This window comes from bacterium Scap17 (genome assembly GCA_013376735.1).
Lineage (GTDB): Bacteria > Pseudomonadota > Gammaproteobacteria > Pseudomonadales > Halomonadaceae > Cobetia.
In genome coordinates, this window is sequence record VINJ01000001.1 from 3302640 (window position 1) to 3326520 (window position 23881).

General features: G+C 65.6%; 13 protein-coding genes. 9 read left to right on the forward strand and 4 right to left on the reverse strand.

All coding sequences use genetic code 11. The annotated features are described in order from the left end of the window. Nucleotides 1-107 precede the first annotated feature (107 nt). The 8 genes from FLM52_14015 to FLM52_14050 all read left to right on the forward strand — a co-directional run bounded on the left by FLM52_14015 (nt 108) and on the right by FLM52_14050 (nt 13625). Nucleotides 108-1466, forward strand: a complete 1359-nt coding sequence (locus tag FLM52_14015; GenBank protein NVN56882.1) for a gluconate transporter — start codon at nt 108-110, stop codon at nt 1464-1466. 171 nt (nt 1467-1637) lie between these two features. Further along, complete coding sequence (locus FLM52_14020; protein NVN56883.1) at nt 1638-3248, forward strand: efflux RND transporter periplasmic adaptor subunit; 1611 nt, start codon at nt 1638-1640, stop codon at nt 3246-3248. Between the two features lie 35 nt (nt 3249-3283). Next, a complete protein-coding gene (locus FLM52_14025) occupies nt 3284-6370 on the forward strand; it encodes an efflux RND transporter permease subunit (GenBank protein ID NVN56884.1) in 3087 nt (1028 codons plus the stop codon). Then, the gene (locus tag FLM52_14030) at nt 6367-7785 is read left to right on the forward strand and encodes a HAMP domain-containing protein (protein NVN56885.1); all 1419 of its coding nucleotides are present in this window, start codon (nt 6367-6369) and stop codon (nt 7783-7785) included. The genes FLM52_14025 and FLM52_14030 overlap by 4 nt, the downstream gene beginning before the upstream one ends. Before the next feature lie 33 nt (nt 7786-7818). After that, nucleotides 7819-8562, forward strand: coding sequence for a response regulator (locus tag FLM52_14035; GenBank protein ID NVN56886.1), 744 nt, complete (start codon nt 7819-7821; stop codon nt 8560-8562). A 198-nt stretch (nt 8563-8760) separates the two neighbouring features. Continuing rightward, the gene (locus FLM52_14040) at nt 8761-9156 is read left to right on the forward strand and encodes a hypothetical protein (GenBank protein NVN56887.1); all 396 of its coding nucleotides are present in this window, start codon (nt 8761-8763) and stop codon (nt 9154-9156) included. 261 nt (nt 9157-9417) lie between these two features. Beyond that, complete coding sequence (locus FLM52_14045) at nt 9418-10590, forward strand: hypothetical protein (GenBank protein NVN56888.1); 1173 nt, start codon at nt 9418-9420, stop codon at nt 10588-10590. 995 nt (nt 10591-11585) lie between these two features. Continuing rightward, a complete protein-coding gene (locus FLM52_14050) occupies nt 11586-13625 on the forward strand; it encodes a BCCT family transporter (GenBank protein ID NVN56889.1) in 2040 nt (679 codons plus the stop codon). A gap of 122 nt (nt 13626-13747) precedes the next feature. On the opposite strand, the gene FLM52_14055 is transcribed toward FLM52_14050, so the two are convergent. The 3 genes from FLM52_14055 to ptsP are packed head-to-tail and all read right to left on the reverse strand — an operon-like array spanning nt 13748 to nt 19643. Next, nucleotides 13748-15547 (reverse strand): PTS fructose-like transporter subunit IIB, encoded by a 1800-nt coding sequence (locus tag FLM52_14055; protein ID NVN56890.1) that lies wholly within the window; start codon nt 15545-15547, stop codon nt 13748-13750. Then, nucleotides 15544-16587 (reverse strand): 1-phosphofructokinase family hexose kinase, encoded by a 1044-nt coding sequence (locus FLM52_14060; GenBank protein NVN56891.1) that lies wholly within the window; start codon nt 16585-16587, stop codon nt 15544-15546. The genes FLM52_14055 and FLM52_14060 overlap by 4 nt, the downstream gene beginning before the upstream one ends. Further along, complete coding sequence (gene ptsP, locus FLM52_14065; protein NVN56892.1) at nt 16587-19643, reverse strand: phosphoenolpyruvate--protein phosphotransferase; 3057 nt, start codon at nt 19641-19643, stop codon at nt 16587-16589. The genes FLM52_14060 and ptsP overlap by 1 nt, the downstream gene beginning before the upstream one ends. 384 nt (nt 19644-20027) lie before the next feature. On the opposite strand from ptsP, the gene cra reads away from it, so the two are divergent. Continuing rightward, nucleotides 20028-21035, forward strand: a complete 1008-nt coding sequence (cra, locus tag FLM52_14070) for a catabolite repressor/activator (GenBank protein ID NVN56893.1) — start codon at nt 20028-20030, stop codon at nt 21033-21035. Between the two features lie 26 nt (nt 21036-21061). On the opposite strand, the gene FLM52_14075 is transcribed toward cra, so the two are convergent. After that, nucleotides 21062-23833, reverse strand: a complete 2772-nt coding sequence (locus tag FLM52_14075; GenBank protein ID NVN56894.1) for a response regulator — start codon at nt 23831-23833, stop codon at nt 21062-21064. Between the last annotated feature and the right edge of the window lie 48 nt (nt 23834-23881).

Below are 23881 nucleotides of genomic sequence, written 5' to 3' on the forward strand. Positions count from 1 at the left end.
AATGTTACCGGTAACTTTCATCCTGCACGACCCACGACGCCTCACACAATACGCCTTTGGGCAATGGCCGATGATCACGCCGTTGCCAGCCGCAAGAGTTCGCCATCATGTCCCCAGATAGCACCCTCGTCCTTGCCGCCCTCGGCGGCATTCTGCTGCTGCTTTACCTCGTCATGCGCCTGCGCCTGCATGCCTTCGTTGCCCTGCTGGTGGTGAGTCTGGGGGTCGGGCTGGCCACCGGCATGCAGCCCGACGCCATCATCGATTCCGTCACCAACGGCATGGGCAACACCCTGGGCTTCGTTGCCACCGTGGTCGGACTCGGCGCGATGTTCGGCAAGATGCTGGAAGTGTCCGGCGGTGTCGATCGCATGGCCAACACCCTGCTGGGGCGATTCGGCACCTCACGCTCGCAATGGGCGTTGGCGCTGACCGGCTTTCTGGTCGCGATTCCGGTGTTCCTGGATGTCGCCTTCATCATCCTGGTGCCGCTGGTCTACGCGTTGGCACGCCGCAGCGGCCGCTCGCTGCTCTATTACGGCATCCCGCTGCTGGCCGGCCTTGCCGTGACGCACTCCTTCATTCCGCCGACCCCGGGGCCGATCGCGGTCGCCAAGCTGATCGGTGCCGATCTCGGCTACGTCATCCTGTTCGGGGCGCTGTGTGGCCTGCCGGCGATGATCGTCGCGGGGCCGATCTTCGGTCGCTTCATCGCGGCGCGCATCGACGCCAGGATCCCGGATTACATGGAAAATACCGGCGGTGTGATGAGCGATGAAGAGGTCAATCAGCGCGCCCCGGGCTTCGGTCTGATCCTGTCCATCGTGCTGCTGCCGCTGGCGCTGATCGTGCTCAATACCGTCTCGGGCTTCCTGTTCGGTGACGACAGTCCGCTGGTCGGCTGGCTGGGCTTCCTCGGTCACCCGTTCGTGGCGCTGAGTCTGGCCACCCTGATGGCCTTCACCCTGCTGGGTACACGGCGTGGCATGACGCGCGAACAGGTGATGGAAGTCGCCACCAAGGCGCTCGAACCCGCCGGCATCATCATCCTGGTCACCGGGGCGGGCGGCGTCTTCAAGCAGATGCTGATCGATTCCGGGGTCGGTGACGTGCTCGGCAACCTGATGGCCGACAGCAACCTGCCGCCTATCCTGCTTGCCTTCCTGATCGCCACCGCCGTGCGTGTCATCCAGGGCTCGGCCACCGTGGCGATGATCACCGCCGCCGGCCTGATGGCGCCGGTGATCGATACGCTGGCGCTGTCCGGCCCGGTACTGGGGCTGGTGGTGATCGCCATCGCCAGTGGCGCCACCGTGCTCAGTCACGTCAATGACTCCGGCTTCTGGCTGGTCAGCCGCTACTTCGGCCTCACCGAGAAGGAAACACTCAAGAGCTGGACGGTGATGGAGACCCTGATCGGCGTGATCGGCGTCTGCATGGCACTGCTGATCGGCCTGTTCATCTAGGTTATCCCGTTCATCCAGTTCAACTAGTTCAACGAGTGAATCTGGCCTGCCCGCGCGGTTCAGCCAGGCTGACATGAGGGTTCATCCCGTCAGCAGCCGCCGCCAGCCAGGCGCACTCGTGAAAAGCTGCCACTTCGTGTGGCAGCTTTTTTGTGGGGCGCCAATCACGCAATGGCAGATTGCGTCTGTTGCACGCTATTTCCCATTTTGGCATTGCGCCTGAATGGCATCATGCGATCATCCACCCATTCGTCTGCCTTTCATGGCCATGATCCATCGCCCGCTCTGACCGACGCCAAAGCGACTGGCCAGAAGACGGCTGCGCATCAGGCCAGTCACTTTTCGTTCGGAGTCCGCATGGACCATAGCCCTGAGACGCCAGCCTCGTCTTCCGCGTCGCCCGCCCCTGACGGCCGCCCCGCACCCTCCTCGCGGCGCCTGATCTGGATGCGCCTGCTGGCGCTGATCATTCTCGCCCTGGCGATCGCGCTGGCCGCCTGGTGGATGAATCATCGCCCCGGTGCGCCGAAGCGTGCCCCCAGCGAGGCGCCTGCCCCCACGGTCGAGGTAGTGACGGTCAGCCACGCTGCCAACGCCCCGACGCTTGAGGGCTTCGGTCGCGTGATCGCCGATCGTCAGACCACGGTCTCCACGCGCGTCAGCGGCCAGCTGGCGCCCTTCCCCGAAGGCATCGAGGTCGGCCGCGAGGTTCGCAAGAACCAGCTGCTGGCCAGTCTCGATCAACTGGATTATCAGCTGGCACTGCGTCAGGCCGAGGCAGATCTCGCCACGGCAGAAGCCAGCCTCGCCTCTGAAAAGGGCGAGCAGATCCGCGCCGCCTCGGAATACAAGACCTTCGGTCGCAATCTGCCGGCGGCCCAGAAGGCACTGGTCCTGCGCGAGCCTCAGCTCAAGTCGGCCCAGGCCGCCGTGGAAAGCGCCCGCGCCAGCCGCGATCAGGCCAAGCTCAATCTGGCCCGCACCGAGATTCGCGCCCCCTACGACGGCCTGATCAGCGAGCGTCTGGTCGGCGAAGGCAGCGATCTCAACGCCTTCACCGACCTGTTGACGCTGGTGGCCACCGACCGCTTCTGGGTGCGCCTGAATTTGCCGCAGGCCGACATGGAGTGGCTCTCGACCCACGCCCGTGATGGCCAGGGCACGCCGGTACTGCTCTCGAGCAAGGCCTGGCCGGATGGCCAGCATCGCCGTGGCGAAGTGTGGAGCGTGCTGCCGTCGCTGGAAGACAACGGCCTGCTGACCCAGGTGATGGTGGCGGTGGAAGACCCGCTGGCGCTCAATGTCTCCGACCAGGCGCGCGCCAGCACCCCGGCACTGCGCATCGGCGATGTGGTCGAGGCGACCCTGACGCCCCAGCGCACCGCCTCGCTGATCGAACTGCCGATCAGTGCGCTGCGCAGCGGCCAGCAGGTCTGGGTGCTGACGCAGGACGGGCACCTCGAGAAGCGCTCGGTAGGCGTGCGCCATCTGGGCAATGACACCCTGCTGGTCGCCGACGGTCTGGTGGACGGCGAGCGCGTCATCACAAGCTCCCTGAGCAGCGTCGAAGCCGGCATGGCACTGCGCGCCCGCGGCGATGCGCCGACGCCGACCGCCCGGGCGACGGATGCCAAGGCGGCTGACGACAGGACGACGGCTGGCGACAAGAGCACCGCGACAGTTGAGAAGGACACGGCGACTGTCGACAAGAGCACCGCCGCTGCCGACCAGAACACCGCCGCTGCCGACAAGAACGCCACGACCACCGGAAGTGACTCATGACGGCACAGTCGCGCCTCAAGGGCCCCATCCGCTGGATGCACGATCACGGCGTCGCCGCCAACCTGCTGATGCTGTGTCTGATTCTCGGCGGCCTGCTGATGTCCAGTCAGATCAAGAAGGAGGTATTCCCCTCCTTCGAGCTCGAGATCATCAACGTCAGCGTCAGCTATTCCGGCGCCACGCCGGATGAGGTCTCCGAGAGCCTGTTGCAGGCAATGGAGTCCGCGGTACAGGACGTGGAGGGCATCGAGGAGATCACCGCCACCGCCGAGGAAGGCCTTGGCTCGCTGTCCATCGAGCTGCAGGACGGCGTCGAGACCATGCGCGCCTATCAGGACATCCAGCAGGCCATCGACAGCATCACCACCCTGCCCGATGAATCCGACCCGCCCGTCTACTCGCTGGCGGGCCGCTCGCGCAGCGTGATGGAGCTCAAGCTGCATGGCCAGACCGATGACCAGACCCTGCGCAATGTCGCCGAGCGTCTGCGCCTGAGCCTGCTGGACAGCGATGACATCACCAAGGTGGAGCTGACCGGCATCCGTGACCGCGAGGTGCATGTCGCGCTGGAGGAAGGCGCGCTGCGCCGCTATGGCCTCTCGCATCAGGATATCGCCGGCCTGATCGGCAATCAGGCGCTCAACCTGGCCGGGGGCAGTCTCGATACCCAGCAGGGCGAATACCTGGTGCGCTATGAGGCACGTCGTGACGGTGCCGCCGAGTTCGCGCAGCTGCCGGTGATCTCCAGCCAGGAAGGCAATGTCGTGCGTCTGGGCGATATCGCCACCGTCACCGACGGCTTCGCTGACAGCGACAAGGAAGTGCTCTACGACGGCGAACCGGCGATTGGTCTCGATATCTATCAGGTCGGCTCCCAGACGCCCAACGAGCTGTCCGCCGCGACCATGGCGATGCTGCCGCAATTGACCGCCAGCCTGCCGCGCGGGCTGACGCTGAGCGTCGAGGACGATGACTCGCTGATCTATCAGGACCGCCTGGAGCTGCTGCTCAAGAATGCCTGGATGGGGCTGGTACTGGTACTGGTGCTATTGGGGCTGTTCCTCGAGGCGCGTCTCGCCTTCTGGGTCACGCTGGGCATCCCCACTGCCTTCCTCGGTGCGATGCTGTTCCTGCCGCTGGTCGGCGTGTCCATCAACATGATCTCGATGTTCGCCTTCATCATCGCGCTGGGCATCGTGGTCGATGACGCCATCATCGTCGGCGAGAACATCCACTCGCACCGCGAGCGCGGCGCCAGCATGCGCGAAGCCGCCATTCTCGGCGCGCGCGAGATCGCGGTGCCGCTGGCATTCTCGATCCTGTCCAACATCGTGGCCTTCATTCCGCTGCTGTTCCTGCCCGGCTTCCTCGGGCTGGTATTCGGCATCATCCCGCTGGTGGTGATCAGCATCTTCGCGCTGAGCTGGATCGAAGCAATCTTCATCCTGCCCGCGCACCTGGGTCACACCAGCGAGAAACCGATACGCTGGCTGGCACCGCTGGACCGCTTGCGCCATGGCGTCCAGCACGGACTGGAGCGTTTCACGCGTCGCCGCTTCCAGCCCTTCCTCGAAGGGTGCCTGAACTATCGTGGCCTGACCGCCGTCTGCGGTCTGGCGCTGCTGGTGCTGGCGATGGCCTGGATGGCCAGTGGCCGCCTCGGCTTCTCGCTGATGCCGCGTGTCGAGTCCAACCGTGCCGGCGTCACCGCCAACCTGCCGGTGGGCAGCCCGATCAGCCAGGACCGCGAGGTACGCACCCTGCTGCTGGACGCGCTGGAGCGGGTTCGTGAACGCGACGACGCCCCCGCGATCTACTCCACCAGCGCCGAGATCGAAGGCAACTCGCTGAGCATCATCGCCAATCTGGACACCACGGTAGAGGACAACTGGTCGCCCTCGCAGCTGATCACGGCCTGGCGTGAGGAAGCCGGCACCATCGCCAATACCGAGTCGCTGCTGTTCGAATCCGATATCGGCGGGCCGGGACGCGGCGCGGGCCTCACCATCCGCCTCTCCTCGTCTGACAGCGGCGCGCTGATGGCCGCCGCCGAGTCGCTGGCGACGTTGCTTGAGGATTACAGCTCGCTGTCGGACATCGACAGCGGCCTGGATGACGGCAAGCGCGAGCTCTATCTGCAGCTAAATGCCTACGGTCGCTCGCTGGGACTGGATGGCGCCACCCTGGCCAACCAGCTGCGCGGGCCGCTGTCCGGCGCGACCGCCCTCAAGCAGCAGCAGGGCCGCAATGAGGTCGAGGTCAAGGTGCTGCTGCCCGAAGACCAGCGCGCGAGCCTCGCCCAGCTGGAGAACTTCGGCGTACAGACCGGCAATGGTGTCAGCGTGCCGCTGGGGCTGGTGGCCGATATCGAGCAGGGACGCGCCGCGTCCAGCATCCTGCGCATCAACGGGCGCCGCGTGATCGAGGTCACCGCCAACGTCACCCCGTCCGACGCGGTCAGTCAGGTGATCACCAGCCTGGAAAGCGACGTCTATCCCCAGCTGAAGCGCCAGTATCCGAGCCTGAGCATCGGTTATGGCGGGCGTCAGGAAGAGACCGCCGACAACCTGGGGTCACTGCAGGTGTCGTTGCTGCTGACGCTGGCAGCCCTCTATCTACTGCTGGCGCTGCCGTTCAGAAGCTATCTGCAACCGCTGCTGGTGATGACGGCGATTCCCTTCGGCCTGATCGGCGCAGTCATCGGCCATCAGCTGATGGGCTATGGTCTGTCGGTGATCAGCCTGATGGGCATGCTGGCGCTGTCGGGCATCGTCATCAACGACGCCCTGGTGCTGATCGACTACGCCAATCGCCAGCGTCTGGCCGGTGCCACCGCGCGTGAGGCGATCATCATGGCGGCCACGCGGCGTCTGCGCCCCATCCTGCTGACGACGCTGACCACCTTCTTCGGCCTGGCGCCGATGATCTTCGAGACCTCGCGCCAGGCGCGCTTCATGATCCCGATGGCGGTCTCCATCGGCTTCGGCATCCTGTTCGCGACGGTGATCCTGCTGATTCTGGTGCCCTCGCTCTACCTGTTGCTGGAAGACCTGCAGCACAACCTGCGCCGCCTGCTGGGGCTGCCGCCCCGCACCCCGCGTCAGGAGGAACAACCATCATGATGCCCGCCGTCACCGCCTGGCGCTCACGGCTGTCCGTGAGGCTGTTCGTGATCCTGCTGCTGACCAATGTCGTGATCGGCGGCAGCATCTACATGTTCATCTCCCACAGCATGGACAAAGGGTTCGCGGAGTATCTGGAGCAGACCCAGCAGGAGCGCATCGAGCTGATCTCGTCCGATCTGGTCAGCGCCTACGCCGCGGAAGGCAACTGGGACTGGATGAAGAGCCGGCGCAACTGGGGACGCATCGTGCACTCCCAGGCGCCGCCGGACAGATTCGATCTGCCGCCGGGCGCCAACATGAATCGCCCCCAGGACTACATGCTGCGCGATACCCGCGGCCAGCGCCTCAATGGGCCGCCGCGCCCCATCCCCGGCATGCAGTTCAAGGACCTGATACTGGACGGCGAGAAGATCGGCGAGCTGGGCTACCTGCCGGTGAGTGAATTCCTGCGCCGCGGCAAGGACCAGTATCTGGAGCGTCAATCGCGCAATCTGGCGACCATCATCCTGTCCTCCACCTTCGCCTCGCTGCTGGCAGCGGCCGGGATCGCCTGGTGGCTGGGCCATCGGGTGCGTGACCTCGCCAGTGGCGCCAGCCGTCTGTCGAGTGGCGACTATGCCACCCGCCTGCCGGTGCGTGGGCGAGATGAGCTGTCGCGGCTGGCCGGCGACTTCAATGCGCTGGCGCAGACGCTGGAGACCAACCGCGATTCGCGCCAGCGCTGGGTGAGTGATATCTCCCATGAGCTGCGCACGCCGCTGGCGGTGCTAAAGGGCGAGATAGAGGCCATGCAGGACGGTATCCGCCCGATGAGCCAGGACAGCCTCGGCTCGCTGGAGCAGGAGGTGGATGCCCTAAACCGCCTGGTGTCGGATCTGCGCCTGCTGGCCCAGAGCGACGCCGGCACACTGGAAGCCTGGCGAGAGCCGCTGGAGCTGGATGCCCAGCTCAGCGATAGCCTGGACGACCTGCGCGGCTGGCTGGAAGACAGCGGCATCCAGCTGGAGACCGACATCCAGCTGCCACTGCGCGTGCAGGGCGACATGCAGCGCCTGCATCAGCTGTGGAGTAACCTGGCCAGCAACACCCGCGCCTACACCGACTCGCCCGGCAACTTGAAGGTCAGCCTGCTGCGCGAGGCTGCCTCACCCGGGGATGGCGCCGGTCACCCCGGCTGGGCGGTCGTGCGCTGGGAAGACTCGAGCCCCGGCGTGCCAGAAGCCGAGCTCGCCCACCTCACCGAGCGCCTGTATCGGGTCGAGAACTCGCGCAATCGCTCCAGCGGGGGTTCAGGCCTGGGCCTATCGATCGCCAGCGCGCTGGTCAGTGCCCATGATGGCGAGCTGGTACCGGGGCAGTCATCGCTGGGCGGACTGCGATGGGACATTCGCCTGCCTCTACTGTCTACTTGAAACAGACATTTTCCTCTGCAAGGACTCTTGACCATGAGCGACGTTTACGCCGACACCCCTGACGCCCGGGCCGAGACCCAGAAACCGCTGATTCTGGTGGTGGAAGACGAGCCCAAGATCGCCAGCTTGCTGTGCGATTATCTGGACGGCAGCGGATATCGCACCCGGCATGTCGACGACGGCAACGCCGTCATCGCGGCGGTCAATGACGAGACACCCGCCCTGGTATTGCTGGACCTCATGCTGCCGGGTACCGACGGCCTGACCCTGTGCCGCCAGCTGCGGGCCGAGGACAACCTGCTGCCCATCGTGATGCTGACCGCGCGGGTCGAGGAAGTGGACCGCCTGCTGGGGCTGGAACTGGGCGCCGATGACTATATCTGCAAACCCTTCAGCCCGCGTGAGGTGGTGGCGCGCATCAAGGCCGTGCTACGTCGCAGCCAGGCGCTCGATCAGACCCTCTCGCAGACCTCCGACAAGGGCCAGCTGGTGCTCAATGAGGAAGGCTGGCAGGCACTGGCCGATGGCAGTGACCTGGGCCTGACCGCCGTCGAGTTCCAGCTGCTCAAGGTGATGATGCAGTCGCCGGGGCGCATCTTCTCCCGCGATCAGCTGATGGACCACATGTACCGCGACCACCGCATCGTCTCCGAGCGCACGGTGGATTCCCACGTCAAGAAGCTGCGTCGCAAGATCGCCAATGTCTGGCCGGAGCGCGACGTGATTCGCTCCATCTATGGGGTCGGCTACAAGTTCGAGCCTGACGTGCTGGACTGACCCCCGCCTCACGCAGGCACCGAAACCTTTCAGAAACATGACAACCGCCGTCTGTGACCACAGACGGCGGTTGCGTTTTTGTTGCACCCACGGTGCGAACTTGCTGTCCAACTGCGACGGATACTGTCATCACTGCCCAAGCGAAAGCCATTTACTGCTGCTCAAGCGCGGGTCTACGCCACAAGTGAGGTATTCGTCATGTCCCACAGTCCTGCCCGTCGTGCTCTTTCCCGCACTCGCCTGATCGGTGCCGGCATACTGAGCGTCATGCTGATGGCATCACCGCTGAGCGTGACCAGTGCCAGCGCCGCCGATGTCTCGCTGAACGTGCTGCTGGATGGCATCAGCCTGAACGTCAGTCAGCGTGCCACCCTCGACCAGCAATATCGGCATTATCTCCAGCAACGTCAGGCCGCAGAGAGCCATCACGACGCCAAGGCGCTTGCCAAGGCGCGCGCGGCCTACCTGGCCAATGTCGATCGCATCCTGAACGGCCATCAGACCCAACGCTTCCACCAGCAGTTCGACCGCCACTATCCGGCGAAGGCCCAGGCGAACGCCAAGGTGGCGAAGAAGCGCCACCACAGCGGCTGACGGCCAGCGCGTCTGAGCGCCACGGGTTGAACCCTGGCACCATCACCTTGATCAGGGACTCAGTCTCCACAGGGGGCTGTCTCTAAAGGATTCAGACCACAAGATCACGCTGCACAAAGACCACGCAGCAAGCCGTTGCATGTTCCGCCGAAGCGCGTTGCACGCAACCCCATGAAACCTTGCACAATGCCGGCACATTCACTGCTGATAATGCTCTTATCGCTTGATTCCGGCCCTTTACCTAGACACTCGGAGTACGCCATGAACCGCATTTCTCGCAAGCTCATCGTTTCCGGTCTGCTGACCGCCCTGGCGCTGCCGATGACCGCCATGGCCTCAAGCAACGACAAGCACCATGACGGCGCCGACCGCAAGGAAGGCCTCGACAGGATTCTCGCCAGCTGGCATCTCAGCGATGAACAGCAGCAACAGCTCGACGCACTCAAGCAACAGCAGAGGGAAAGCCGCAAGCAGCTCAAGGAGCAGAAGTTCGACTCCCGCGAAGCGCGCCGCGACGCCATCCAGGCACAGCGTGAAGAACACAAGGCCGCCCTGGCTGAGATTCTCGACGAGAATCAGGTCAAGGTGCTCGAAGCCTATTGGGCTGCCGGCAAGCCGATGCACGGCAAGCACATGGACAAGCATGACGGCAAAGGTCACGGCGAAGGCAAGCATGCCGACGAGCATGGCGGTGAGCGTGGCGGCAAGCACATGGCCGGTGAGCGTGGCCGTCAGCACATGGCCGAGGACGGCAAGCAGCGCATGCAGCTGATGGGTGCCCTGTTCGACAGCTGGGACCTGGATGATGACCAGCGCAGCGCCCTCAAGGACTCCTTCAAGTCCATGCGCGACGACATGGAGTCACTCAAGAAGAAGGACTTCGACTCACGTGAAGCGCGCAAGGCCGCCTTCGAGGAACTGCGCAAGACCCAGCATGATCGTCTAGCCAAGGTGCTGGATGACGAGCAGATCAAGGTGCTGGACCTGATGCACCAGCGTGACAAGCGCGGTCCGAAGATGGCCGACCGTCAGCAGCGCGAAGGCATGAAGGCGCTGCTGGCCAGCTGGAACCTGAGCGATGACCAGATGCAGGCGCTCAAGGAAGTCCGCAAGGAAATGCGCGACGAGATGCATGACAGCATGAAAGAGATGCACGACGACATGCGTGATGTCATGCAGGACGCCGACACCAGGCAGGAGCGTGTCGCCGCCCGCCAGGAAATGCGCAAGGAAATGAAGGAGCAGCGCCTGGAGCTGCGTGAGGAAGGCCGCGAGAAACTCGCCGATGTGCTGTCCGCCGAGCAGCTCGATGCGCTGGAAGCTTTCATGGCAAATGGCATGCGCCATCACGCTGGCAAGCATCATGGCGGCATGAAGGGCGGCGACATGCAGCGCGGCCCGATGCATGACGCCGACCAGTCTGAAGATGCCTGAGTCAGGCCATCACCCGAGCAGCTGAACGCCGGCTGATCGACGCTCCGGCGAGCTAAGAACCGAGCGATCGCATCCCGGACGGTCGCGCCCCGAACGATCGCGTCCCGGACACAGCCATTCAACTGCCCTGCTGACGTCACTTTCGCCGCCCCGGCCACGATTCTGTGGTCGGGGCGGCGTCGTTGTGTCCTTTTACCGACAGCGATTTTCCAGAGCACGACACCGCGCCTGAGAGGCTCTGCCATCGGGTCTCGCGGCGATCTGACCGCGACGCGAGGATAAACGAAAGCGACAGTTGCACTGCCTTTTTCCCCAAAGGGGGGTTATATTTTTATTGAACAATCAATTAAAATAATTCTGCAACGCTTTGAGCATTACACGGCGTGATGATGTGAGTCGCGTTTTCCTGACTGCTGAGCTCCCCTCCGCTGCCGATCTCGACCGGTGGCAGCAAGACGGGATGCCTGCAACCGTCACAGGAAAGCGGACCCGGTAGATGCCGACGAGACTGACGCCTGCCATCCCGGCAACTTCAAGGGAACAGGTGATGGCGACCGCCACGGACTCGCGAGTAGACACCGGAGTCACCCGCCCTTCGCGAGAAGGCGGGTGACGTCCAGGGACGCCGAGTAGACGTTCGAAGTGATGAGAGCAGCACGATGAAGGCACAGCGCTCCCCTGCGCTCGACCCGCCATCGTTCTTCTGCGGCCATGCTGGCCTGTAGGGAAAGGACCGCAGCACCGCGGTGCACGCGCCCGGCGTCTCTCATGAATTGCCCACCGGCATTTCTTGCTTGCTGCCCAGCGATGCCCCTGCAATCGCATCGCCACGGCAGTCGACACTGCCGCTGCTGCAAGCTCCGCCCCGTGCGTGAGCTGAGCACGGCCCGTGCCGTTCGTGTCCGTCTTTTCCTGCTCGCCACCCGTACTTCCTGCGGCTGACGGGCAGCTAAGCACCACGCACGAGTGAAACTTCCCCTGATAAGGAGTTGCTCATGCAGAAACCTGCTTCCGCCGAGAACGCCACGCCGTCCTCGAGTCGTATCAACCCGACGGTCTTCTACGGATCGATCATCGGTATCCTCGCTTTCCTGGCCTTCGCGATGCTGTTCACCGAACAGGCCGACGCCTGGATCGGCAGCGCCCTGGGCTGGACCATCGATACCTTCGGCTGGTTCTACATGCTGGCCATCGTCGCCTATCTGGTCTTCGGGGTACTGATCGCATGCTCGCGCTTCGGCCGCATTCGCCTCGGGCCGGATGATTCACGCCCGGAGTTCTCGCTGCTGTCCTGGTCGGCGATGCTGTTCGCGGCCGGTATCGGCATCGATATCCTGTTCTACTGCATCGCCGAACCGCTGTCCCACTACGTGGCACCGGTGACCGGTGACCCAGAGACCCAAGCGGCAATCCGCAACGCCATGGTGGAAACCTTCTTCCACTGGGGCCTCTCCGGCTGGGGCATCTACGTGCTCGCCGGCATGTCACTGGCCTACTTCAGCTATCGTCACCGCCTGCCGCTGGCGATCCGCTCGGCCTTCTACCCGCTGCTCGGCAACCGCATCAATGGCCCGATCGGCAACACCGTGGACATCTTCGCGATCATCTCCACCGTGTTCGGCATCGCCACCTCGCTGGGCATCGGCGTCATCCAGCTCAACTACGGCCTCAAGTTCATGCTCGGCGTGCCCGAGAACCTCGCCGTCCAGGCCGCGCTGATCCTCGGCGTGATGGTGCTGGCGACCATTTCCGTGATCACCGGTGTCGAGAAAGGCATCCGCATGCTGTCCGAGTTCAACATGCTGCTGGCCACCGCGCTGCTGATCTTCGTGCTCGCGGTCAGCGATACCTCACAGCTGCTCAACGCCCTGGTGCTCAACATCGGTGACTACATCACCCAGTTCACCGCCAAGAGCTTCGATACCTACGCCTACACGCCGGGTACCGATGAGTGGATGAGCGGCTGGACGCTGTTCTTCTGGGGCTGGTGGATCGCCTGGACCCCGTTCGTCGGCCTGTTCCTCGCACGCATCTCGCGTGGCCGTACCATCCGCGAGTTCGTGTTCGGCGCACTGCTGATTCCGCTGAGCTTCATGATGGTGTGGATGAGTGTGTTCGGTAATTCCGCCATCGACATGGTCGCCAATCAGGACGTCGCGGCACTCGCCACCGAAGCCCTGAATGCACCACAGAACACCATCTACACCTTCCTGGAGCAGCTGCCCTACTCCACCATCACCACCGCCGTGGTGGCGATTCTGGGTATCGTGTTCTTCGTGACCTCCGCCGACTCCGGCGCCCTGGTGCTGGCCAACTTCACCTCCATCCTCAAGGACGTGAATCACGACGCACCGATCTGGCTGCGCGTCTTCTGGTCCGCCATCATCGGCCTGCTGACGCTGGCGCTGTTGATGGTCGGGGGACTGAGCGCGCTGCAGAGCGCCGTGGTGATCACCGCCGTGCCCTTCTCCATCGTGCTGATCTTCATGATGATCGGCATGTACAAGGCGCTGATGATCGAAGATCGCAAGGAGAGCGTGCGTCAGGACAACCGCTACGTCTACGAAGGTGTCGACTGGCATGAGCGTCTGGACCACGTGCTCGACTTCGCCCAGAGCGGCAGTTCCGAGGCGACCCTCAAGCGCTCCATCCGCCCGGCCCTCAACCAGCTGGCCGAGGAGCTCAATCGTCGCGGTCAGGTCTCCAGCGTCACCGAAGAGACGCTGGAAGATGAGCCGCTGCCCCGCGTGACGCTGGAAGTCGAGTTCGAGGATGCCTCCAACTTCGTCTACCAGGTGCGTGCGGTGCGCCAGCAGACGCCGAGCTTCATCGACGCCAATGATGACTACTACCTGCGTCTTGAGGTCCACCTCTCCGAAGGTGGCAGCGGCCAGGAGCTCAACGGCCTGTCGCGTGCCCAAGTGCTCGACGAAGTCGTCACCGCCTACCAGCAGCATCTGGCCTTCGTGCGCCACGATACGGTCAATGAAGCGCCGGCGATGCCGGGCGTGATCGGCAAGTCCGAACTGGACTGAGCCGTCGCTGAGCGCCTGCGCTCGGCCTGCAATGCAAAAGCCCCCGCCGGGAGACCGGCGGGGGCTTTTTGCGTCTTGCCTTGTGCGTTTGCGGCTTGCATCCTTACCTGACTGCCAGCGGCTCAGGTCGCGGCTGCGGTCTCGACCTGCTGGGCGCCCTTCTTGATCAGCGCATAGCCGATACCTGTCACCAGGGTGCCGGCGACGATGGCGCCCAGGTACATCAGCGGCACGTTGATGGCATTGGGAATCAGCAGCACGAACAGCCCGCCGTGCGGCGCCAGCAGCTTGGCCCCTATCAACATCGACAGTGCGCCGGTAACGGCACCACCGACCATGCAAGCCGGAATCACGCGCAGCGGGTCCTTGGCGGCGAACGGAATCGCACCCTCGGAGATGAAGCACAGGCCGAGAATGAAGCTGGCCTTGCCCGCCTCACGCTCCGGCTCGGCGAACTTGCTACGCGCGATGAAACTGGCCAGCCCCATGCCCAGCGCCGGCACCATGCCAGCGGCCATGATGGCCGCCATCGGCGCATAGGTCTCGCTGGCCAGCAGGCCGACACCGAAGGCATAGGCGGCCTTGTTGACCGGGCCACCGAGATCGAAGCACATCATCGCACCGAGCAGAATGCCCAGCAGCACGGCATTGGCCGAGCCCATGGACTCGAGGAATTCGGTCAGCGTCGCCATCAGCCCCGCCACCGGCGTACCGACCACGTAGATCATCACCAGGCCAGTGACCATGCTCGCCACCAGCGGGATGATCAGGATCGGCTTGAGCGATTCGATCGACTGCGGCAGCTTGACGAAACGGCTCAGCCCCAGCGCGCTGTAGCCCGCCAGGAAGCCGGCGATGATGCCGCCGAGGAAGCCGGCGTCCAGGGTGGCGGCCAGCCAGCCGCCGATCATGCCCGGCGTGATGCCCGGGCGGTCGGCGATTGAGTAGGCGATATAGCCCGCCAGCACCGGAATCATCAGCTTGAAGGCCGAGCCACCGCCGATCTGCATCAGCGCCGCCGCCAGGGTGCCTTCTTCCTCGAAGGCCTTGATGCCGAACACGAAGGACAGCGCAATCATCAGGCCGCCCGCCACCACCATCGGCAGCATGAAGGACACGCCGGTCAGCAGATGCTTGTAGGGGCCGCGCTTCTCGCCCTTCTGCTGGCCGCCCTGACCGCCCGCGGCGGTGGCGGATTCCACCTCGGCGCCTTCCAGCGCCTGCTCGATGGTATCGCGCGGCTTCTTGAGCGCGGTGCCGGTGGAGGTACGCCAGATGCGCTTGCCGGCGAAGCGTGTCGGGTCGACCTCGATATCACAGGCCAGGATCACCACCTCGGCCGCGGCGATCTCCTGCTCGGTCAGCGCATCCTGCGCGCCCACCGAGCCCTGGGTCTCGACCCGCGTCGGGTAACCCAGCGCGCGTCCTGCCTCGCTCAGGGCCTCGGCGGCCATGAAGGTATGCGCCACGCCGGTCGGGCAGGCGGTGACCGCGACGATGGACGGTTTGTGCGTCACGTCTCCACCAGCTGCACTTGCTGCGCCGCTGGCCGTCGTGCTGGACATCGTGCCGACAGTCGCAGCCACGTCGGCGATGTCCTTGGCTTCCAGCACGCGGGCACGGGAATCGGCATTGGCCAGGAAGGCGGCGGGGTCCGGCAGCGCCTCTTCAATAGGCGCGACATGCACGCGCTTGCCGACGAAACGCTCGAGACCGGCGCTGGTGATTGGCGACGCCGCGACGATTACCAGCTCGGCGGCGGCGAGCTGGGCATCGCTCAGCACGAGTTCACGCTCGAATTGCGAGCGCATGTCGATGAGGGGCTCCCAGTCGCGACGACGGGCGGCCTGCTCCAGGCGGCGTGCCGCCAGGAAGCTGGTCGCCATGCCGCTCGGGCAGGCGGTAACGATGATGACATTCATGGGCGTGGCTCTCCGGCTGTCGCGACCTCGGCGCTGGCCAATGTCTCGATGCTGGTGTGTTGTTGGAGGGTTTCAAGCTCCGGGGCGGCGGGATTGCCCGGCCCCGGGTGGGTCACGGCCTCGGCGGAAAGCGCCGTGGCATGACGCAGAATTTGTTCACGCATGGCCGCCGTAGGTGTTGGATGGCAGAGCACCCCATGCAGCATGGCGGCCAGCAGGGTATCACCGGCACATACGGTACTGACCACTCGCATGCGCGGCGGACGTGCACGCAGTGTCTCGGCGCCGGGGCTTGCCCACAGCACGCCTTCCGGGCCGGCAGAGATCAGCGCCTGCTCGATGCCGTGCTCGACCAGACTCGCCAGCGCGCGCTGACGGGCCGCGTCGCTCTCCAGCGGCTCGCCCGCCCACAGTGCCAGTTCCTGTTCGTTGGGCTTCACGCCGCTGGGCGGCACCGCCAGACCGGCTTCGAGTGCCGTGCCGCTGGTATCCAGCCAGCAGGCAATGCGGCGGGCACGCACCCGCTGCACCAGGCTTGCCAGCTGCTCGCTGCTGACACCCGGCGGCAGGCTGCCGGCGATGACGACGGCACAGCGCTCGTGGCTACCCTCGGCCTGCTGACGAGCGATCCAGTCATCGATGCGCGCCTCGAGCCGCGTGAAGGCGGCCTCATCGACCTGCATGCCCGCGCCGTTGATATCGGTGACACGACCACTGGCCTCACCGAGCTTGACGTTGATGCGGGTCGCGCCCGCGACGCGCTCGAAGGCGTCACTCAGCCCCCATTCGGCGAAGGCGGCCTCGAAATCGGCCTGGTTGTCGGCGCCCAGAAAGCCGCTCAGCGTCACGGGATGGCCCAGCGTCGCCAGCACCCGGGCGACGTTGATGCCCTTGCCCGCCGCCTCGAGATGCTGGCTGCGCGCCCGGTTGACCTTGCCCGGCACCAGGCTGTCGAGGCCGATGGTCATGTCCAGCGCCGGATTGAGCGTCACGCACAATACCGGGCAGTCGGCGGCCTGACGCGTCGTGTTGTCACTCATCACACTGACTCCCGCGGGCTGTGTCCATTACTGTTCGCATGACTGACCGCATCACTGCCCACATCACTGGCTGCAGCGCCTGACGTGGCCTCGGCAACCGAAGGCTCGCCCTGCTCGAGCAGCGCTTCCAGAGCACTGCGCACGTCTTCCGAGGTCGGCTGGGCCAACGCGACCCGCGCCTGCTCACGCGCCGTGGCCAGGTCCAGCTCACGCACCCGCGCCTTGACCAGCGGGATCTGGCGACTGGACACCGACAGCTCATCCACGCCCAGCCCGACCAGCACGCCGACCGCCTGGTCATCACTGGCCAGCTCACCGCAGACGCCGACCCAGGCACCGTGGGCGTGGGCGGCACTGACGGTCATCTCGATCAGGCGCAACACCGCCGGATGCAGGCCATCGGCCTGCGCCGAGAGGGTCGCATGGCCACGATCGATCGCCAGGGTGTACTGGGTCAGGTCATTGGTGCCCACCGAGAAGAAGTCGACTTCCGGCGCGATGCTGGCCGCCGTCAGCGCCGCCGAGGGGACCTCGATCATCACACCGACCTGCACGTCGCGCACCGGCGGCTGGCCATGTTCGGCCTCATAGGCGGCGTCCAGCTCGGCACGCACGCGATCGACGATGGCACGCGCGCCACGCAATTCGGCCAGGTCCTTGACCATCGGGAACATCAGGCGAATCGGCCGCGCACCGGCGGCCGCCAGCAGCGCCCGCACCTGGGTCTCGAGCACTTCCGGGCGCGTCAGGGCTAGGCGAATGCCGCGCAGGCCGAGGAAGGGGTTGTCCTCACGCGGCAGCGGCCAGTACGGCAGCGGCTTGTCGCCGCCGACGTCCAGCGTGCGTGCCACCAGCGGCCGTCCCTCGAGCGCATCCAGCGCCTCGCCGTACTGGGCGGTCTGGGTGGCGAGGTCCGGCGCCTGCGGGTGCGCCATGAACACGAATTCGGTACGCAGCAGGCCGACACCCTCGGCACCGCGCTCGACGGCGTCGCCGGCATGGGCGGTGTTGCCCAGATTGGCAACCACCTCGACATGATGGCCATCCAGGGTTGTGGCGGGCGCCATGCGCGACTCCCAGGCAGCGGCCTGGCGGTGTTCATGCCCGGCGATCGCCTCTTCGGCACGCGCGCGGCGACTGGCCGAGGGCATCACGCTGACGCGGCCGCGTTCACCATCGACGATCAGCTCGCTGCCATCGGCGATCGCCAGCACGCTCGGGCCAGCCCCGACCACCGCCGGGATGCCCAGCGAGCGCGCCAGAATCGCGCTGTGCGAGGTCGCTCCGCCCAGCGCCGTGACCAGGCCGCGCACGCGAGTGGTATCCAGGCGCGCCACATCCGACGGGCCGATATCCTCGGTCACCAGCACATGCGGTGTCTCGGGGGCGCTGGGCAACGGCGTATCGGTGAGCACGCCGAGCACACGCCGGCCGACATCGCGCAGGTCGGCGGCGCGTTCGGCCAACAGGCGATCGGCGAGGTTCTCCTGGGCACTGGCGGCGCTGTCGATGGCCGACCACCAGGCCGCTTCGGCGCTGTGCCCTTCATCGAGGCTTTCGCGCGCCGCGGCAAACAGCTCCGGATCGCCAAGCATCTCCTCGTGCATCGAGAGAATCTCGGCCATCTCGGCGCCTTCGGCGCGATTGACCAGCGCCAGCAGCTGCTCGCGAGCGGTCTGGATACTGGCCACCAGGCGCTCGGCCTCACGATCGGCGCCGGCATCGCTGCGCGTCTCGTAGACGAAGCGCGGCAGGCGCATCACCCAGCACGGCGCGATGGCCATGCCCGGTGAGGCGGCCACCGCGGGTACCACGCTGTCGGCGGCAGGAGCGGCCTGCTGAGGGTCGCGGGTAGCTTGCTGCTCGCAGGCCGCAAGCGGCGTGGCGGCGTCGGCGCGCCAATCGGCCAGCGGCTCCACCGCCTCGCCGAGACCGGCCTGCACCGCGCTCACCATCATGCTCAGCGCCGCCTGGTTGGCCACCGAGTCATCGCCGGAGGCGCTGAAGATCAACGTCTGGCCGCGGCGTGCCCCCAGCCCCAGCACCTTGGTCAGACTGGCGGCACTGACCACACCGCTGTCATCGCCTTCCAGTCGCAACGCCGGAATGACGCCATGCTGCTCTCCCGCCTCGCGCGCCGCCTGCACCAGCTGCTTGGCCGGGCGCGCATGCAGGCCGTGGGCGTTGAGCAACACGACCTGAGCCAGCTGCGCCGTGGCAGACTCCCCCGACAGCCGCGCCAGCAAGGCACTGGCCGACAGGCCCGGCAGGCTTTCGCCTGCGCCCTCCTCCAACAGCGTCAGCAGGCGCTCCAGCAACGGCTGATGCTGGCCCTGCCCGGCATCGACTGCCAGACAGGCCAGCGCAGTGATGCGCCCGTGGCGAGTCTCCAGTGCCTTCTCCGGCGTGACGATGGCCAGCGCCGAGCGGGACACATCCTGCTGCGATTGCGCCAGCCACACGCCCTGCCCCAACGCCACCGGTTCGGCGGCGAGCATGGCCGAGATGAAACCATCGTTTACACAGCCGGCCTGGCGCAGGCGCGCGGCCCCCGCCAGTACCAGCTCGTCACGATCACGCGCGGGGAAACCGAACAGCAGCGTCTCGGCATCCAGCCGCGGCGGTACCACCTCGCGCCCCAGCTCGCTCAGCACTTCCTCGGCGGTCGTCGACGCGGCCAGGCGCTCACTGACGCCGTCGCGATCGAGCACACGCGTCAGCGCGCGCAGGATGTCGAGGTGCTCATCGGACTGTGCCGCGATGGTCACCAGCAGGAAGACGCGATTGCCGTCGTGCCACTCCACGCCCTGCGGGAACTGCAGGACACGCACTCCGGTGGCCAGCACGGCCTCGCGGCTGTCCGGCGTGCCGTGGGGGATCGCGATCCCCTGCCCCAGGTAGGTGGAAGACTGGGCTTCACGCGCCAGCAGACCCTCACGATAGTCGGGCGTGGCGCGCCCACCGGCGACCAGGGCATCGGCGGCCTGTTGCAAGGCATCGCGCCAATCGCTGGCATGGGCGGCGAGAAGGATGTCCTCGCGATCAAGACTGAGCATGGCTGGCTCCTTGAGGCTCCCTTGGGGTGAGGAGCCTGGATGTTGGCGGTGCGCGGCAAACGCGTCTTTCAGCTGCCGCGACACGTCACTTAGCGAGTTCCGACAGGGTAGCGCGTCATGCGTGATGACGAGCGTGCTGAATCGTGTCACCTCAATAGGACTCATGCTGGCCGTTTTCTTGCGCCCGATCAAGCGAACACAAACCGAAAACGTGCTTCTGGTGACTAGACATTGGGCGTAGAGCCGCCTGTGGCGCGGGCTCGAGAGGCGTCGAGCGAGACGCGCCCGGCGCAGAGAGGATTTGCACCGGAGCCCACAAGTGCGCATCATTCCTCGCACATGGAGCACGCAGATCCCGTTCCCCTTTCCAGCAAGGACAGTGGCATGACCCTGGCAGAAATCGCGCGTCTTGCAGGCGTTTCACGCACCACCGCCAGTTATGTGGTCAATGGGCAGGCACAGGCACGACGTATCAGCCCGCAGACGGTCGAGCGCGTCATGGCGGTGGTACAACGTCATCATTATCGGATCGATGCCCAGGCAGCCGCGCTGCGGCGTGGTGAGAGCCGCACGCTGGGCTTCATGCTGCCGGACCTGGAGAACGCCAGTTACGCCCGCCTGGCCAAGTTGCTGGAGCGCGGGGCACGTGAGCGCGACTATCAGCTGTTCATCGTCTGCTCCGACGATGAGCCGGAAACCGAGCGCGAGCTGGCGCGCATGCTCAAGGCGCGGCGGGTCGATGCGCTGATCACCGCCAGTTGCCTGTCCCCCGATGACCCCTTCTACCGCGAACTGGCGCTGGATGGCTTCCCGGTCATCGGTGTCGATCGCGCACTGGATACGCGCCACTTCGCCAGCGTGGTCAGCAACAACGAAGATGCCGCCCGCCAGCTGACCGAGGCCGTGCTGGAACACGCGCCGCAGCGACTGCTATGGCTGGATGCCTTGCCGGAGATCGATATCTCGCGGGCGCGGGCCAGCGGCATGCAGGCGGCGCTGACGCACTATCAACAAAACACCGGCAGCAGCGAGCTTGAGGCCACCATCCTGCATGCCGCACGTTACGAGCGCGAGGCCGGTGCAGCGGCGCTGATCGAGCATCTCCGCCATTCACCGCTGCCGGATGCCATCGTCACCGCCTCCTACACCCTGATGGATGGCGTGCTCGATGTGCTGTTCGCCGAGGGGCCGCCGGCCAATCCGCCCAAGGCGATGGCCAGCTTCGGCGATGATCGCCTGCTCGACTTTCTGCCCCTGCCGATCCATTCGCTGCCCCAGCGTCACCAGCAGATCGCCGATGCGACGCTGACGCTGGCGTTGCAGGGTATCCAGGGCAAGACCACGCCGGGTGTGACGCTGGTGGAGCGCGAGCTGCGCCGCCGCCAACACTGAGCTGCCGCGCTCGCCGATCTCCAGCCTCAAGGGTAGCGGGCGCCCTCAGCCTGATCGGCGCTGCGGTGATCGCGAATCTCGGCCAGCAGCGCCGCCACCGCGGCCTCGATACGGGTGCGCGGCGTGTCGGATGCCAGCAGCAGCTCCAGCTGCAGAGCGGCGTCGCGTAGCAGGTCGTGATCCAGAGTGGCGGCGCTGCCCTTGAGCAGATGGGCCTCATGCTGCAGCTGCTTCAGATCCATGTGATCCACCGCCCGCGACAGGCGCTGGGACTGCTGCTCGAGCTGCTCCTCGAAGGCCGTCTCGAGGGCCGCGATACTGTCGGCATCCAGCTCGTCCCGCAGCGCAGGTGTCACGGCCTGTGCAAGCTCCGCCGCTGTCCCGCCAGATGTCCACGACTCCCCTGTGTTCATGATCGTGTCTCCCCCATCTTCCCCTCCCCGTTCGCCCTCGCTCTTGCCTTCGCTTTCGCCTTCGCCCTCAGGCTCACGCCGCTCGATGGGGCCAGCCGCCGACGACTCACTGACCTTGCCTGCTTTAGTCTCAGTTTCAGCTTCAGCCTCGGCCTCAGTGGCACGCGCCTGAGCCTCCTGGATCATGCGACGCCGCGCAGCGGGGGAATCGAGTGATGCCACCAGTGACGCCGCACGCGCGAGAGCCTCACCGGTTTCCGGCGGCGCCTCGAAGTGGGGCGGTCGCTCAGTGGTAGGGGAATAGCTGATCGGGTCGAAAGGCTGGGTGCTGGCGAGGGCATTGACGCGCCATTCGCCGAGGTCCTGGCTGCCCGACTGCCAGCGCGCCAGCATGCTGGCGAGCTGCTGACGCCGGATCGGCTTGGACAGGAAGTCGTTCATGCCCGCCGAGAGGCAACGCGCACGCTCCCCCGCCGCCACATTGGCCGTCATCGCGACGATAAGACTCGGCGCACGCCTGTCACTGTGCTCCATGGCGCGCCAACGACGCGCCACCGCAAAGCCATCCAGTCCCGGCATGCGCAGGTCGAGCAGCACCAGCACCGTATCGGGCTGGCGTGCATACCACGCCAGCGCCGCCTCGCCACTGTCGACCGTCGTCACCGTATAGCCCAGGCCACTGAGCATGGAGTGGGCCACTTCGCGATTGATGTGATTGTCGTCGACCACCAGAACATGCTCGCCACGGCTGATCGGCAGGGGCGTGGAGGAGAGGGCCGGTCGCTTGAGCGCCGCGGCGCGTGGCAGCGGCAGCTCGAACCAGAAACAGGCGCCCTTGCCCGGGCGTTGCCTGATGCCCAGTCGCCCCCCCATCAGCTCGACCAGCCGTCGCGAGATCGAAAGCCCGAGCCCGGTACCGCCGAAGCGGCGCGCAGTGGAAGCATCGCCCTGGGTAAAGGGCTCGAACAGCTGGGCGGCCTGTTCTTCACTGACCCCGATGCCGGTGTCATCGACCTCGAAACGCACGCGCCCCGCCGGCAATGCCTCGACCAGCAGACAGACACGCCCCTGCTCGGTGAACTTGAAGGCATTGGAGAGCAGATTGAGCAGCACCTGACGCAGGCGCACAGAATCGCCCATGACCTGCTCGGGCAGCTGGGCGGAACGGCGGTCATCGAAGACGATGCGCGTGCTGTCCATCTGCGGCAGCAGCAGGTCGATCACGCCATCGATGGCCGTGTGCAGTTCGAAGGGGCGTCGCTCGACGCTGAGCTTGCCGGCCTCGATCTTGGAGAAGTCGAGAACATCATCCACCAGCCCCATCAGCACTTCGCCACTGTCGCGCAGGCTGCTGGCATAGCGGTGCGCACTGCTCTGCAGCGGTTCGGCCAGCAGCAGTTCGCTCATGCCGATCACGCCATTGAGCGGGGTGCGAATCTCGTGGCTCATGGTGGCCAGAAACTCGGACTTGGCGCGACTGGCCTGTTCGGCCCGCGCCGCCTCGTGCTTGAGAGCCGACGACATCGCCAACATCTGCTGGCGGGCCTGTTCACGCCCGCGGGCCTGCAGCCAGATCTGACGGCAGACCATCACGGTGGCCAGCAGCATCAGCGCCAGCAGCAGCAACATCAGCTGCACCAGGCTGTCGCGGCTCTGACGCTCGTGGGCCAGCTCCTCGGCCAGACGTGCACGTACCCGCAACAACAGCGTCTGGGTGGTATCGCCCAGCGCATCGCTCAACTGCTGGAACTCAGCCGCCTCGCGATCCTCGGGCCCCAGCACCCGGGAGCGCTGTGCAGCGCCATTGCCTGCTGAAGCGTCACTGCCTGCTGAAGCGTCGTCGGCCTGGGCCGTCTGCACCGGGCCCGCGCCCTCGAACACCGGGCCATGTCGCCACTTTTCCAGCCGCAGATCGAGATACTCGATCTGGCTCATCAACTCATCGGCCAGCAGCGGCAAGGCCGGCAGGGTCATCAGATGGCGCTGGAAATCCCCTCGCCGGAAGATATAGGTACGGCTGTAGAGCAGTTCGTAATTCTGCAGCACCTCATTCCAGATACTGGCACGGTCAGCTGGCTCGGCGACGCGATAGCGCGCCATCGAGGAGGAGAGACTGACTGCCTCGCGATCCAGCTTGTAGATCGACCAGACGGCATCGTCGCGGGTGCGGTCTTCCAGGCTGACCTGGTTGTGCAGGATGGTGCCGCCGATGCCGATGGAGGCCAGCAGACACAGGATGCTGATCGCCATGCCCAGCCACAGCGGCCAGCGGACAGGGGGATTGCCGCTTGCGGCCACGTCCGACGCGACAATGCCCTGATCAGCAAAGGACTGATCAGCAGCGGTGCCTGAAATCGGGGATCTTTCACCCGGCGACTGATTCACTGCATGACTCCATGTCATCTTGCGACTGGGGGCCGGGCGCCAGCCCTC

Bases quoted from the DNA above. Each gene is read 5' to 3' on its own strand.
- FLM52_14015 (NVN56882.1), top strand. From the start codon at position 108: ATGTCCCCAGATAGCACCCTCGTCCTTGCCGCCCTCGGCGGCATTCTG.
- FLM52_14020 (NVN56883.1), top strand. From the start codon at position 1,638: ATGGCAGATTGCGTCTGTTGCACGCTATTTCCCATTTTGGCATTGCGC.
- FLM52_14025 (NVN56884.1), top strand. From the start codon at position 3,284: ATGCACGATCACGGCGTCGCCGCCAACCTGCTGATGCTGTGTCTGATT.
- FLM52_14030 (NVN56885.1), top strand. From the start codon at position 6,367: ATGATGCCCGCCGTCACCGCCTGGCGCTCACGGCTGTCCGTGAGGCTG.
- FLM52_14035 (NVN56886.1), top strand. From the start codon at position 7,819: ATGAGCGACGTTTACGCCGACACCCCTGACGCCCGGGCCGAGACCCAG.
- FLM52_14040 (NVN56887.1), top strand. From the start codon at position 8,761: ATGTCCCACAGTCCTGCCCGTCGTGCTCTTTCCCGCACTCGCCTGATC.
- FLM52_14045 (NVN56888.1), top strand. From the start codon at position 9,418: ATGAACCGCATTTCTCGCAAGCTCATCGTTTCCGGTCTGCTGACCGCC.
- FLM52_14050 (NVN56889.1), top strand. From the start codon at position 11,586: ATGCAGAAACCTGCTTCCGCCGAGAACGCCACGCCGTCCTCGAGTCGT.
- FLM52_14055 (NVN56890.1), bottom strand. From the start codon at position 15,547: ATGAATGTCATCATCGTTACCGCCTGCCCGAGCGGCATGGCGACCAGC.
- FLM52_14060 (NVN56891.1), bottom strand. From the start codon at position 16,587: ATGAGTGACAACACGACGCGTCAGGCCGCCGACTGCCCGGTATTGTGC.
- ptsP (NVN56892.1), bottom strand. From the start codon at position 19,643: ATGCTCAGTCTTGATCGCGAGGACATCCTTCTCGCCGCCCATGCCAGC.
- cra (NVN56893.1), top strand. From the start codon at position 20,028: ATGACCCTGGCAGAAATCGCGCGTCTTGCAGGCGTTTCACGCACCACC.